This is a genomic window from Citrobacter sp. wls613 (genome assembly GCF_005281195.1).
Lineage (GTDB): Bacteria > Pseudomonadota > Gammaproteobacteria > Enterobacterales > Enterobacteriaceae > Citrobacter > Citrobacter gillenii.
This window is the reverse complement of sequence record NZ_SZXN01000056.1, coordinates 385,155-399,312: the sequence shown is the minus strand read 5'-3', so window position 1 is coordinate 399,312 and position 14,158 is coordinate 385,155. Positions and strand designations below refer to the sequence as shown.

The 14,158-nt window shown below is 51.8% G+C and carries 12 protein-coding genes and 1 tRNA gene; 9 read left to right on the top strand and 4 right to left on the bottom strand.

All coding sequences use genetic code 11. The annotated features are described in order from the left end of the window. Positions 1–1,590: a microcin C ABC transporter ATP-binding protein YejF gene (gene yejF / locus FDX01_RS11975; RefSeq protein ID WP_115258007.1), complete on the top strand. Its 1,590-nt coding sequence runs from the start codon at positions 1–3 to the stop codon at positions 1,588–1,590. A gap of 3 nt (positions 1,591–1,593) precedes the next feature. On the opposite strand, the gene FDX01_RS11970 is transcribed toward yejF, so the two are convergent. The 3 genes from FDX01_RS11970 to rsuA form a co-directional block, all read right to left on the bottom strand. After that, entirely contained in the window at positions 1,594–1,938 is a 345-nt protein-coding gene (locus tag FDX01_RS11970; protein WP_029139605.1) for a YejG family protein, read from the bottom strand. A gap of 328 nt (positions 1,939–2,266) precedes the next feature. Next, positions 2,267–3,463: a Bcr/CflA family multidrug efflux MFS transporter gene (locus tag FDX01_RS11965; RefSeq protein ID WP_135911718.1), complete on the bottom strand. Its 1,197-nt coding sequence runs from the start codon at positions 3,461–3,463 to the stop codon at positions 2,267–2,269. Between the two features lie 15 nt (positions 3,464–3,478). After that, positions 3,479–4,186 (bottom strand): 16S rRNA pseudouridine(516) synthase RsuA, encoded by a 708-nt coding sequence (gene rsuA / locus FDX01_RS11960; RefSeq protein ID WP_096756451.1) that lies wholly within the window; start codon positions 4,184–4,186, stop codon positions 3,479–3,481. 152 nt (positions 4,187–4,338) lie between these two features. Between rsuA and FDX01_RS11955 the strand changes: the two genes are divergently transcribed. Both FDX01_RS11955 and rplY read left to right on the top strand, forming a co-directional pair. After that, complete coding sequence (locus FDX01_RS11955; RefSeq protein ID WP_137399825.1) at positions 4,339–6,099, top strand: DEAD/DEAH box helicase; 1,761 nt, start codon at positions 4,339–4,341, stop codon at positions 6,097–6,099. Between the two features lie 124 nt (positions 6,100–6,223). Next, entirely contained in the window at positions 6,224–6,508 is a 285-nt protein-coding gene (rplY, locus tag FDX01_RS11950) for a 50S ribosomal protein L25 (protein WP_045445132.1), read from the top strand. A 122-nt stretch (positions 6,509–6,630) separates the two neighbouring features. On the opposite strand, the gene yejK is transcribed toward rplY, so the two are convergent. Beyond that, positions 6,631–7,638: a nucleoid-associated protein YejK gene (gene yejK, locus FDX01_RS11945; RefSeq protein ID WP_005129293.1), complete on the bottom strand. Its 1,008-nt coding sequence runs from the start codon at positions 7,636–7,638 to the stop codon at positions 6,631–6,633. Positions 7,639–7,772: 134 nt separating this feature from the next. Here yejK and FDX01_RS11940 point away from each other — a divergent pair, with 134 nt between their 5' ends. The 6 genes from FDX01_RS11940 (at position 7,773) to narP (ending at position 14,104) form a co-directional block, all read left to right on the top strand. Continuing rightward, positions 7,773–8,000, top strand: a complete 228-nt coding sequence (locus FDX01_RS11940; RefSeq protein ID WP_096756447.1) for a YejL family protein — start codon at positions 7,773–7,775, stop codon at positions 7,998–8,000. 31 nt (positions 8,001–8,031) lie between these two features. Continuing rightward, complete coding sequence (yejM, locus tag FDX01_RS11935) at positions 8,032–9,792, top strand: LPS biosynthesis-modulating metalloenzyme YejM (protein WP_115258003.1); 1,761 nt, start codon at positions 8,032–8,034, stop codon at positions 9,790–9,792. Between the two features lie 73 nt (positions 9,793–9,865). Then, positions 9,866–9,942: transfer RNA gene (locus FDX01_RS11930), tRNA-Pro, on the top strand. A gap of 366 nt (positions 9,943–10,308) precedes the next feature. Next, positions 10,309–10,599 (top strand): Bor family protein, encoded by a 291-nt coding sequence (locus FDX01_RS11925; RefSeq protein WP_137399824.1) that lies wholly within the window; start codon positions 10,309–10,311, stop codon positions 10,597–10,599. Positions 10,600–10,921: 322 nt separating this feature from the next. Then, positions 10,922–13,186 (top strand): nitric-oxide reductase large subunit, encoded by a 2,265-nt coding sequence (locus FDX01_RS11920; RefSeq protein ID WP_137399823.1) that lies wholly within the window; start codon positions 10,922–10,924, stop codon positions 13,184–13,186. A 270-nt stretch (positions 13,187–13,456) separates the two neighbouring features. After that, positions 13,457–14,104 carry a nitrate/nitrite response regulator protein NarP gene (gene narP / locus FDX01_RS11915; protein ID WP_115257955.1) on the top strand — a complete coding sequence of 216 codons (648 nt, stop codon included), beginning with the start codon at positions 13,457–13,459 and terminating at the stop codon, positions 14,102–14,104. The last annotated feature ends 54 nt before the right edge of the window (positions 14,105–14,158 follow it).

Sequence of the window (14,158 nt, the reverse complement as noted above, 5' to 3'; positions counted from 1 at the left end):
ATGACGCAACCTCTGTTAGCCATTGACAATTTATCGGTCGGTTTTCGTCAGCAGGGAACCGTACGTACCGTGGTGAACGAAATTTCATTGCACGTCGAAGCCGGGCAAACCCTGGCACTGGTGGGCGAGTCCGGCTCGGGTAAAAGCGTCACCGCACTCTCGATTTTACGTTTGCTCCCCACACCTCCGGCGGTCTATCTTGCCGGTGATATCCGCTTTCACGGTGAATCACTACTCCACGCCAGCGAACAAACGCTACGCGGCGTACGGGGGAATAAAATCGCCATGATTTTCCAGGAGCCAATGGTGTCGCTTAACCCGCTGCACACTCTGGAAAAACAGCTCTATGAAGTGTTGTCGCTGCATCGGGGGATGCGTCGGGAAGCCGCACGGGCAGAGATCTTGACCTGTCTGGATCGCGTCGGGATCCGTCAGGCCGCCAAGCGTCTGGCGGATTTCCCGCACCAGCTTTCCGGCGGAGAGCGTCAGCGCGTGATGATCGCCATGGCGCTGCTCACTCGCCCTGAACTGCTGATTGCCGACGAACCCACCACCGCACTGGATGTTTCCGTGCAGGCACAAATCCTGCAACTGCTGCGCGAGCTACAACGCGAGCTGAATATGGGCCTGCTGTTCATCACCCATAATCTCAGTATCGTCAAAAAGTTAGCTGACACCGTTGCGGTGATGCAAAACGGTCAGTGCGTTGAACAAAACCGTGCCGGGCAACTGCTTTCTGCCCCCACCCATCCTTACACGCAGAAATTGCTCAACAGTGAACCTGCCGGCGATCCAGTGCCTTTACCCACCGGCCAACCCCCCTTGCTGGAAGTGGAGCAGCTTCGCGTCGCTTTCCCCATCCGTAAAGGGCTGCTTAAGCGCGTGGTGGACCATAACGTGGTGGTCAACAACGTCAGTTTTTCTCTGAAACCGGGAGAAACGCTGGGACTGGTTGGCGAATCAGGATCGGGGAAAAGTACCACCGGTCTGGCACTGCTGAGGCTCATCGCCTCACAAGGACGCATTGTATTCGATGGTCAGGCGCTGCATACCTTAAACCGCCGTCAACTGCTGCCGGTACGCCACCGCATTCAGGTTGTCTTTCAGGACCCTAACTCATCGCTGAACCCGCGCCTGAGCGTGTTACAGATTATTGAAGAGGGGTTACGCGTGCATCAACCCACGTTGTCTGCCGAGCAACGTGAAGCGCAGGTGAAAGCGGTAATGGCAGAAGTCGGCCTGGATAGCGACACGCGGCATCGTTACCCTGCCGAGTTTTCCGGTGGTCAGCGTCAACGTATTGCGATTGCCAGAGCACTGATTTTAAAACCATCGCTGATTATTCTGGATGAGCCGACATCGTCACTCGACAGGACCGTCCAGGCGCAAATCCTGACGTTGCTTAAGTCATTACAGCAAAAGCATCGCCTGGCCTACATCTTTATCAGCCACGATTTGCATGTTGTACGTGCGCTATGCCATCAGGTTATTGTGCTACGGCAAGGAGAGGTCGTGGAACAGGGGCAATGCGAGCACGTCTTCAACGCGCCACAACAAGCCTATACGCGTCAGCTGCTCGCGCTAAGCTGACGCTCAAAATGGGTTATTATTTGAAAAAGGTTCTGCGATAGCCACGCCGAAATTTTTCAGTCTGCAGGTCGCTGCAAATTCATCCTGACGATTGACGAACAGACACGGCTCCCCTTCACATTCCAGTACGGAACACGGAACTTCAATGTCGCTCAACGCCTGGCTGAGTTTATGCATTACCGACCACGCACTGTCACCGTCCGGACTGAGTAACTTGAGCGCCACCAGGCTATTCTCATTGCTCTGGCCGTTTTGCGGAATCGGTTCAACTTTTGAACCTGCGAAACCCACCGACCAACGATAGCACTGCGGCAGACGGTGAACGATTGAGAGTTGTAATGTCATCACTTTCTTTCCCTGGAAGTACAATTACTTCACAATTATTTTACATCAATATTAACACATCATTGACAATACGTCTTTAGACAGTTGGCAAACGTTTACACCCTGTCCGTATGCCACTTTCCGAACCCAATATTTAAATTTATTCAACGGTTCTGGCAGTTTTCCGGGCTATATGTACGCGTTTCTGCGATCTAACTCAACCTTTTTAACTACAATGATGTGACTTTTTACATAAATTGATTTTACATAAAATAAACATAACCAGGGGAATAGATAGATTAGCGGTTGATGTACATCAACTCCGGAGGGCAAATGCCCCCCAGGTTGTGTATTAGATCACCGTTTTTTTGGCTCGACTGGCATAGAGATAGAAGAGAATGGAACAGGACGCACAAAAGGCAATCGTCCAGATCATCGGCCAGGCCGAGTTAAAGGTCGCCAGTGACAGTAGCGCACCTACAATGGCACCGATGCCAAAGCGGAAGGTTCCCGCCAGCGACGACGCCGTGCCAGCCATATGCGGGAACTCATCGAGGATCACTGCCATCGCGTTAGATGACACCATCGATACGCAACCAACAAACGCCGCAACACCGACCACCAGCGCCCAGAAGCCCAACCCGAACAGCGCGCTAAATACCATCCAGCCCGCCATAACAAACTGGATCCACAGCCCGGTGCGGAACATATTCAATGCCCCAACCCGCCGAACAAAGCGGCTGTTAATAATGGTCATCACAAACAGGAAGACAATGTTCAGCGCAAAGTAATAGCCAAAGTTCTGCGGCGAAACATGGTTGATCTCAATGTAGACAAAGGGACCAGCGCTGAGAAACGAGAACATCCCGGCAAAACTAAATCCGCTGGCCAGCATATAGCTCAACACGCGCTTATGGCGAAACAGCGAGGCGAAATTGCCCATTGTGGTACGCAAACGAAACGGCTGGCGTCGCTCAACGGGCAAGGTCTCTTTGATCAAGGTGAAAATCATCACCGAAGCCAGAATTGCCGCCACGGCCAGGATCCAAAAGATGTAGTGCCAGCTTAACCATACCAGCACCCAGCCACCGACAATCGGCGCCAGCAGCGGCGCAATCGTCGTGACCAACATGACGAAGGACATCATGCGTGAAAACTCTTCTTTCGGATAAATATCGCGCATCAGGGCGTTAATCACCACGCTCGCCGCCGCAGCCGCCAGACCGTGGAAGAAACGCATAGTGATCAATTGATCGATAGTTTGTGCCAGCGCGCAGGCGACTGCCGCCGCCGCAAACACCAGCGTTCCCCCCAGAATCACCGGCTTACGCCCGATGCTGTCTGCCATAGGGCCGTAGATCAGTTGCCCCACTGCAAACCCCAAAATATAGGTACTGAGGGTCATTTGCGCACTGCCCGCAGGCACGCCAAACTGAGCAGAGATCACCGGCAGCGCCGGAAGATACATATCAATCGACAACGGCATTAACATGGCCAACAAGCCAAGGATAAAAACAATGGCAATTGAAGAGTTCTGCCGGGTGGTCACATTTAGCTCCTGAAATTAACGAGGGGTTACGTTAACGCTGGCGATTTCTTCTTCAGTCAAGGGGCGGTATTCGCCGGGCGCAAGATCGTCATCCAGTTTGATGGCGCCGATGCGCTCACGGTGCAGTTCCACAACATGGTTGCCAACGGCGGCAAACATACGCTTAACCTGATGATAGCGCCCTTCGCTAATGGTCAAGCGCACCTGGGTTGGCGTAATCACTTCCAGCACCGCCGGTTTTGTCAGATCTTTTTCGTTATGCAACTGTACACCACGAGTAAACTGTTCGGCGGTATCTTCCGCCACCGGCGACTCTAACGTCACCAGATAGGTTTTCTCACAATGGTGACGCGGGGAGGTGATGCGGTGTGACCACTGACCGTCATCGGTCATCAGTACCAGCCCGGTGGTGTCGATATCCAGACGCCCTGCCGCATGCAGCTTGTGGGCAACAGGTTCATCGAGGAAATAAAGCACTGTCGGATGATCCGGGTCTTCCGTGGAGCACACATAGCCCTGAGGCTTGTTGAGCATAAAATAGCGCGGGCCATTTTGCTGAGTCAGTGAATTACCGTCGTATTCGACGTCATGTTCTGGCAGCAGTTTAAAGGCGCTATTTCTGACGATTTCGCCATCGACGGTAACGCGGTTACCACGGATTTCACGCCCGGCAATAGCGCGGCTGACGCCGAGTTGCTGAGCGATAAATTTATCAAGTCGCATGAGTGTGATTTTGCCTGTAACAATACGGAAATCGAGCGTTATGCCCGAAAAGTGGAGCCGTTTTCCGCTCAGTATAGCGGGCTAACAACTTCCCTCAAGGGAAAAAGATTCGTGGCATACTATTCATTGTTATTGTTTACCCTAGTGAGACCATGACTTTTACACTTCGTCCTTACCAACAAGAAGCCGTGGATGCCACGCTCAACCATTTTCGCCACCACCGCACACCTGCGGTCATCGTCCTGCCAACCGGGGCGGGTAAAAGCCTGGTGATTGCTGAACTGGCGCGTGTGGCGCGTGGGCGCGTATTAGTGCTGGCGCATGTGAAGGAGTTGGTCGCACAGAATCATGCCAAATATTGTGCGTTGGGGCTGGAAGCCGATATCTTTGCCGCTGGCCTGAAGCGTAAAGAGAGCCACGGTAAAGTGGTTTTCGGCAGCGTACAGTCGGTGGCACGTAATCTGGAAGCGTTTCAGGGTGAATTTTCCCTGCTCATCGTCGACGAGTGCCATCGCATTGGTGACGACGAAGAGAGCCAGTATCAGCAAATTCTGACTCACCTGACCCACGTCAACCCTCACCTACGCCTGCTCGGACTGACCGCTACGCCTTTCCGCCTCGGTAAAGGCTGGATTTACCATTTTCATTATCACGGTATGGTGCGCGGCGATGAAAAAGCGCTTTTTCGCGACTGTATTTATGAGCTGCCGCTGCGCTACATGATTAAGCACGGCTATCTGACGCCGCCAGAGCGCCTCGACATGCCGGTCGTCCAGTATGACTTCAGCCGCCTGCAAGCACAAAGTAACGGTTTGTTCAGCGAAGCTGACCTCAACCATGAGCTGAAAAAACAGCAGCGGATAACACCGCATATCATCAGCCAGATTGTTGAATTTGCCCAGTCGCGTAAAGGCGTCATGATATTTGCCGCTACCGTGGAGCACGCGAAAGAGATTGTTGGTCTGCTGCCCGCAGACGATGCCGCACTGATCACCGGTGACACGCCTGGCGCAGAGCGAGATGTGTTGATTGAGGATTTCAAAGCCCAGCGCTTTCGCTATCTGGTCAACGTAGCGGTGCTGACCACCGGGTTTGACGCCCCACATGTCGATCTCATTGCGATCCTGCGCCCCACCGAGTCCGTAAGCCTGTACCAACAAATCGTCGGGCGTGGGCTACGCCTGTCGCCGGGAAAAACAGATTGTCTGATCCTCGACTACGCGGGCAATCCTCACGATCTTTACGCCCCGGAAGTCGGTGCGCCAAAAGGAAAAAGCGACAACGTTCCGGTGCAAGTATTCTGCCCCGCCTGCGGGTTTGCTAACACCTTCTGGGGTAAGACCACAGCCGATGGCACGCTGATCGAACACTTTGGCCGTCGCTGTCAGGGGTGGTTTGAAGATGATGATGGCCATCGCGAGCAGTGTGACTTTCGCTTCCGTTTTAAAAACTGCCCACAGTGCAATGCTGAAAATGACATTGCCGCTCGCCGCTGTCGGGCATGCGATACCATACTGGTCGATCCGGACGATATGCTGAAGGCGGCGCTCAGGCTCAAGGATGCGCTGGTACTGCGCTGTAGCGGCATGGCGTTACAGCATGGCCAGGATGACAAAGGTGAATGGCTGAAAATAACTTATTATGATGAGGATGGCGCCGACGTCAGCGAACGATTTCGTTTGCACCCCCCCGCTCAACGTACCGCCTTTGAACAGCTGTTTATTCGCCCACACACCCGCACGCCCGGCATCCCTATACGCTGGATAACCGCCGCCGACATCCTGGCGCAGCAGGCGCTGTTACGCCATCCCGATTTTGTGGTCGCTCGCATGAAAGGTCAGTACTGGCAGGTACGTGAAAAGGTCTTTGATTATGAAGGCCGCTTCCGACGGGCACATGAATTGCGCGGTTAATCGTACTTTTGATTGATGTACCCGTCATTTGAGGATAGAATCTCGCCCGCTTTTGCATACGCAAAGCAGATCACTTACCTGTTGCTGGGTCGCCTGTAGCAGGAATTATTAAAGAGAGATTTAAATGTTTACTATCAACGCTGAAGTACGTAAAGAGCAGGGTAAGGGTGCGAGCCGCCGCCTGCGTACCGCTAACAAGTTCCCGGCAATCATCTACGGTGGCGCAGAAGCCCCGATTGCTATCGAACTGGATCACGATTCAATCATGAACATGCAAGCTAAAGCTGAATTTTACAGCGAAGTTCTGACCATCGTTGTTGACGGTAAAGAAGTTAAAGTTAAAGCTCAGGCTGTACAGCGTCACCCGTTCAAGCCGAAACTGGCTCACATCGACTTCGTTCGCGCGTAATCGCCAACAAGTTGAAGAAAAACCCCGCCTCGGCGGGGTTTTTTTATGTCATTTTTAACCGATGACAACGTATGACATGTGGCCGGATAAGGCATTTACGCCGCCATCCGGCATCATCCATGTTATTTCCCGCCAGAAGTACGACGCTGCAACTGATCGCGCAGGTTAGGCGGCGTACCTTTAATGGTTAAGGTGTCCGTCGCCGGATCCCAGAAAATGCGTTCGCCCAGCAGCATGGCGTCGAAATTGATCGTTAACCCACCGCCGCTACCGGCAAACTTGGTTAACTGACGCAGCGTGCTGCGATCTGCCGGGAAGCTCTCTTCCAACTCATAGCCTTTATCCGCGGTAAATTCACTGAAGCTGACTTCGCTGACGCCGGAAAGTTCTTTTGACAGGGACTCCAGTTCAATCTCTTCACCAGCCTGAAGCTGCTCGTTACAGTAGCTATAAACCTGCTGACGCACGTTCTGGCGTTCAGCTTTATCCAGTTGAGCTTCGGCAGTGAAGTCGTCTACCGCCTGCAGCAGGCCACGGTTTTGCGCTTTCGCATTCAGTCCTTCGCTGGCCCCGAGGAAATCCATAAAGAAATCGGCAACTTTACGCCCTACCCTTCCTTTCAGGAACGTCAGATACCGCGTGGACTCCGGGTTGGTTTCCCACTCGGTTAAATCAATACGCGCCACGATATCAGCATGATTGATATCCAGATAGTGCGTCGGGTTGATATCCAGATTTTCATTCACGCGCATGCTGCTTAAGTTGTTCAGCACCGCCACCAGCAGATACTCTACCGCCAGGTAACGGTAATGACAGAACAGCACGATGCCGCCGTCAGCAAACGGATACTTCGCCAGCTCATCGCGCAGACGCCCGGTTGCGGCACGACTGAACGCCAGAAAATCCTCTTCGCCCTGACGCTGCAAACGCAGCGTTTGCGCCAGTTCGCTCTCTTCGCTAAACAGGCCATAGGCTTTATTCTTGGCGCTATATACCCGATGCAGCTCAGCCATCATCTCGACAACGGTCGCCGTCGGCTCCAGTAATGAATCGCGCAAGACCAGCTCAAGGTTCTGCTCATCACGCTTGATAAGCTGGTGCAGGGCAATCTGGTTGATATCCAGACTCATGATAAACTCTCCTTTAAGACCGGGCGGTATTCAACCACCTGCCGGGCAGTGACGCAATAGAAGATAAAAAAGCAGAAAAAAAACTGTCGCTACGGTAATATGTTGCCCTTTCATGAACAGACAGATTTCGATTTATGCCACAAATTTCCCGCTATAGTGACGAACACGTTGAACAATTGCTGAATGAAATGCTCAACGTACTGGAAAAACATAAGGCACCGACCGATCTTTCCCTGATGGTACTGGGAAACATGGTCACTAACCTTATCAATACAAGCGTCGCACCGGCCCAGCGCCAGGCGATTGCGAATTCATTTGCCCGCGCATTGCAGTCTTCGATAAACGACGACCAAGCGCACTAAGAGCCTGCTCCGGGGAAACGAACAACAGTTTATGGTAACTCATCGTCAACGCTACCGTGAGAAAGTCTCCCAGATGGTTAGCTGGGGGCACTGGTTCGCCTTGTTCAACATTCTGTTGGCCATGGTGCTCGGTAGTCGTTACCTGTTTGTCGCCGACTGGCCGACAACGCTTGCAGGTCGTGTTTATTCTTATCTGAGCGTTGTCGGGCATTTTAGCTTCCTGGTGTTTGCCGCCTATTTGCTGATCCTGTTCCCCCTGACGTTTATCGTCATGTCCCAGAGGCTGATGCGATTCTTATCAGCCATCCTGGCGACCGTGGGCATGACGCTGCTGTTGATTGACAGCGAAGTGTTCACCCGTTTCCACCTGCATCTCAATCCGATTGTCTGGGAACTGGTCATTAACCCCGATCAGAACGAAACGGCGCGTGACTGGCAGCTGATGTTCATCAGCGTGCCGATTATTCTGCTAATAGAAATGTTGTTTGCGACCTGGAGCTGGCAAAAGCTGCGCAGCCTGACGCGTCGCCGTCATTTCGCGAAACCTTTAGCCGCTTTCTTTTTCGTATCGTTCATCGCATCGCATGTGGTGTACATCTGGGCGGACGCCAATTTCTATCGGCCGATCACTATGCAGCGCGCAAACCTGCCGCTGTCTTACCCAATGACAGCGCGTAAGTTTCTGGAAAAACATGGTTTGCTGGATGCGCAAGAGTATCAGCGCCGCCTGATCGAACAAGGTAATCCGGAAGCGGTCTCCGTACAGTATCCGCTTAGCGATTTACGCTATCGTGATATGGGTACCGGCCAGAACGTCCTGCTGATCACCGTAGACGGTCTGAACTACTCGCGCTTTGAAAAACAGATGCCAGCCCTGGCGGAATTTGCCGGGCAAAATATTTCCTTCACGCGCCATATGAGTTCCGGTAATACCTCCGATAACGGTATTTTTGGCCTGTTCTATGGCGTGTCGCCAAGCTATATGGACGGCATTCTGGCAAGCAGAACGCCTGCCGCGCTGATCTCTGCCCTGAATCAACAAGGTTATCAGTTGGGGTTATTCTCCTCTGATGGCTTTACCAGCCCGCTCTATCGCCAGGCGCTGCTGTCAGACTTCTCCATGCCAAGCGTGCAGACACAATCTGACGAACAAACGGCGAACCAATGGATCAACTGGCTGGGCCGCTACGCGCAGGAAGATAACCGCTGGTTCTCATGGGTCTCCTTTAACGGGACTAACATTGATGACAGCAACCAGAAGAACTTTGCTAAACGCTACGCCAACGCCGCTCAGGACGTAGATGCGAACATTAACCGCGTTCTGGGCGCCCTGCGTGATTCGGGTAAGCTCAACAACACGGTGGTGATTATTACCGCCGGTCGGGGTATCCCACTGTCGCAGGATGAGAATCGCTTCGACTGGTCGCGCGGTCATCTTCAGGTTCCACTGATAATTCACTGGCCGGGTACACCCGCTCAGCGCATTAATAGCCTGACCGATCATACCGACCTGATGACCACGCTGATGCAGCGACTACTGCACGTCAGCACACCGGCAAACGAATATTCGCAAGGCCAGGATTTGTTTAATGCCACGCGACGCCACTATTGGGTAACGGCCGCCGACAGCAGCACAATGGCGATTACCACTCCAGAAATGACGCTGGTGCTCAACAACAACGGTAATTACCAGACCTATGATTTGCGCGGCGAGAAGATTAAAGATCAGAAACCACAGCTGAGCTTACTGCTACAGGTTCTGACGGATGAGAAACGTTTTATTGCTAACTGATTAATTATAAATCAGTTAGTAAACCATCCTCTTGCAATCGTGGTGGAAAGCAGTAGTATTAGCGCCATAGTGTCGGCACGTAGCGCAGCCTGGTAGCGCACCGTCATGGGGTGTCGGGGGTCGGAGGTTCAAATCCTCTCGTGCCGACCAAAATTCCCCACAAAAACCAATCTTCTACGATTGGTTTTTTTATGTCTGCAATTTGCCGGGACTCAGCGCCCTCTTTCCTGGCCGGTGCCTGGCATAATTCACCCTGCTGACTTCTCTTCCAGCTGCTTGCATCTTTAATATCAACATTGTTTATTATTGCCGCTCATTAAAGTTGATATTTAATTAATGTTGTCAAACAGCAAATCGAGATTACAGTAATGACACAAATATTTTATTAATTTTTCACTTTAATAAACCCTGCTTAAACGTTAAGCATTTCATAGCAGAATGAATCGCTGGTCGGATATGTGCGAAATAAAATAAATAAGAACATGACATTTCTATCCTAACCCTACGATGGTAAAAATGAAAAAGTTAATGATGGCATTAGTGGCAGCTGTAGCGTTATCAGGTTGTGCACAGCAAACCTTTAAAATAAATAACGGCATTGCCGAAAAACCGACCCAAGAGGTCAAACAGAGCTTTTTTGTTCACGGCATAGGCCAGTCACAAACTATTGATGTAGCACTTGTTTGTGGTGGTGCAGACAAAGTTATCCGTACCGAAGTACAGGAATCGGGAATGGATGTTTTCTTGCGTATTATTACTATCGGTATCTACACACCTCGTGAGGCGAGAGTGTATTGCGCTAAATAATACGATGAGCAGGTGTTCGATGGATACCTGCTTAGCAATAATGTGCCTGCCATTATTTAACACGATTGAAAAATAGTGACGTAATAACTGAATAATTTTTGTGTCGTTAAGAAACACATTTAACGCTATCTGTTGATAGTGACACTTCCGTACTCGCCCCATCGACTTACTTATAAATCAAAATCAACGCATAACCCTCTTTATACACACAAAGTTGTATTTAAAATACATGTTTATATGTGTAAAGATATGTCAGGGGAAAGTACCTTCCCCCTCCTGCGTCGCGATGGCTCAGGCTTTGTACAATAAAAAAGGTTAGGTTATGCATTACTCAAAGCGTTTATGGCTAACGCTTCTCGTTATCTGCCTGGCGTCCTTTGGCGTGCTACTGTGGCTGGGCGGCGAGATTTATCAGCAGGCTCCGCCTATTCCGGCACAAGTTATCACGACGGATGGTGAGCAGGTTTTCACCGGGGAACAAATTCAGGATGGGCAGGAAGCCTGGTTTAAATCTGGCGGTCAACAGCTGGGTTCCGTTTGGGGCCATGGCAGCTACGTTGCGCCTGACTGGTCTGCGGACTGGCTGCACCGTGAAGCGCTTGCCTTACGCGACATCATCGCCGAGAAAAAATATCAGCAACCGTTCGATGCGCTAACGCAAGAACAACAGCTGGTTGCGGGCGGCCTGATGAAACAGGAGATGCGCCATAATAGCTATGACGCGCTGCGTAATGTCATCATTATTACACCGGAGCGCGCCAAAGCCATTCGTGAGGTTGCCGCGCATTATGACGGTCTGTTCAGCGACGCGCCTGATTTCCACGCGCTGCGCGTTGACTATGCGATGAAGGAAAATACACTTTCCTCTTCTCTGGACCGGCAGGATCTCGGCGCCTTCTTCTTCTGGAGCGCCTGGGCTGCCACCACCGAACGCCCAGGTGATACCATCACTTACACCAGCAACTGGCCGCATGAAGCGCTGGTGGGTAATACGCCAAGTGCCAGCTTAGGCATCTGGTCTATTGCCAGCGTCATTCTGCTGCTGGGCGGTATTGGTGCCCTGGTCTGGTACCATTTCCGTAACGAAGAAGACGAAACCATTGTCTCCCCGGCCAGCGATCCGCTGTTCCGGCTGACGCTGACACCGTCGATGCGCGCAACCACAAAATATTTTTACGTGGTTATCGCCCTGTTTATGGTGCAAATTTTCCTCGGTTCGATGACTGCGCACTACAGCGTGGAAGGCCAGGATTTCTTCGGCATCCCGCTATCGAAAATCTTACCGTACACCGTACTGCGTAGCTGGCACACCCAGCTGTCAGTTCTGTGGATTGCTACCGCGTGGCTGGCAACCGGTCTGTATATCGCCCCGCTGATTTCCGGCAAAGAACCCGCATTCCAGCGTCTGGGCGTTAATATTCTGTTTGTTGCGCTGCTGATTCTGGTGGTTGGTTCGCTGGGCTTCGGCTGGTTGGGTGCAATGGGCTATCTGGATGCCAAACAGAACTTCTATATTGGTGCCCAGGGTCTCGAGTTCACCAACATGGGACGCATGTGGCAGTGGCTGCTGTTTATCGGCCTGATGATTTGGCTGGTACTGGTGGGACGTGCATTATGGCCTGCCCTCACCCGTCCATCAGAAAACCGTGGTCTGATCATGCTGATGTTCCTGGCAGCCATTTGTATCGGCCTGTTCTACTCTACGTCCCTGATTTGGGGCTTTAAGACGCATTACGCCATTGTTGAATACTGGCGCTGGTGGCTGGTTCACCTGTGGGTAGAAGGTTTCTTTGAAGTCTTCGCCACCGCCGTGATTGCGCTTATCTTCTGTCGTCTCGGTCTTATTCGTAGTAGCGCGGCGAACAAAGCAACACTGTTCTCGACCATCATCTTCCTGTTTGGTGGCATTCTGGGAACGCTGCACCACCTGTACTTCACTGGCGCACCGATCTCCGTTATTGCCTGGGGTTCAATTTTCTCTGCACTGGAAGTGGTACCGCTGTCGCTGGTGGGGATTGAAGCTGCACACAGTTACTCACTGGCACGTAAAGCACCGTGGGTACAGCGTTACCGTTGGATGATCTTCTTCTTCGTGGCCGTGGCATTCTGGAATATGGTCGGCGCTGGCCTGCTGGGCTTCGCCATCAACCCGCCGATTTCACTGTACTACGTGCAGGGTCTGAACCTGACGGCAGCGCATGCTCATGCCGCGCTGTTTGGCGTATACGGTATGCTCGGTATTGGTCTAATGTTGTTCTGTCTGCGTGGTCTGCTGCCGGACAACCATTGGGTTGATTCTCTGTTGAAATGGGCATTCTGGTTGATGAACATCGGCTTAACGTGGATGGTCTTTGTCTCGCTGCTGCCGGTAGGGATTTATCAGTCATGGGCCAGCATTGATAAGGGGCTGTGGTACGCGCGCTCTCCGGAAGTGATTCACTCGCATATCGTTGAAACACTGGTCTGGCTGCGTGTCCCGGGCGACATCATCTTCGGTATCGGTGGGCTGCTGCTGGCGCTCTTTGCACTGAAGCTGCTTACCAAAGCCAGCGCTAAATCGATGACGCTGGCAAACGAGAAAAACTAAGCGCCATTTTTAAGATGACGCTCAGCAATTAAAAGGCAACCGCAGCGCCAGTCGTTGCGGTTTTTTTATTTCGTCTCGCAAACCGGCAGCACCTTGATTCAAGTCATAAAGAGTATTCTTTGTAAAAATTCCAATGAGAGCTTTTTGAGTCAGGATATACTATTTGCACCTGTAAAAAGTAGGGTCACGTTGCCTTATCATCTGCGTGATAAATCAGGATTATCCCATGCCCCGAAATATAACGAAATTAAGAGTGCTCAGGAGAAGAAGATGCCTGAATTAACACCTTTTAAGGTGATGATCGTTGATGACCACCCACTCATGCGGCGAGGAATCAGTCAATTACTGCAGCTGGATAGCGCATTTGACGTGGTTGCCGAAGCAGGCGACGGCGCGAGTGCTATCGATCTGGCAAACCGGCTTGACCTGGATGTGATCCTGCTGGATCTCAATATGAAAGGTATGAGCGGACTGGATACCCTGAATGCGCTGCGCCGGGATGGCATCACAGCACAAATTATCATTCTTACCGTATCGGATTCCGCCAGCGATGTTTATGCCTTAATTGATGCTGGCGCTGACGGTTATTTGCTGAAAGACAGCGATCCGGAAGTGTTGCTCGAAGCTATTCGCAGCGGTGCGAAAGGCGGTAAAGCCTTCAGCGAACGCGTCAGCAACTACCTGCGTGAACGTGAGCTATTTGGCGCAGAAGAAGATCCGTTCAGCATGCTGACCGAACGCGAACTGGATGTATTACACGAACTGGCACAGGGGCTGTCAAACAAACAGATCGCGTCAGTGCTGAATATCTCCGAACAAACAGTAAAGGTGCATATTCGCAATCTGCTGCGCAAACTTAACGTGCGTTCTCGCGTTGCGGCTACCATCCTGTTTTTACAAACACGCGGCATGCAATAACCAGATATTGCCCGATGGCGCTACGCTTATCGGGCCTACAAGTTGCGTGCATCA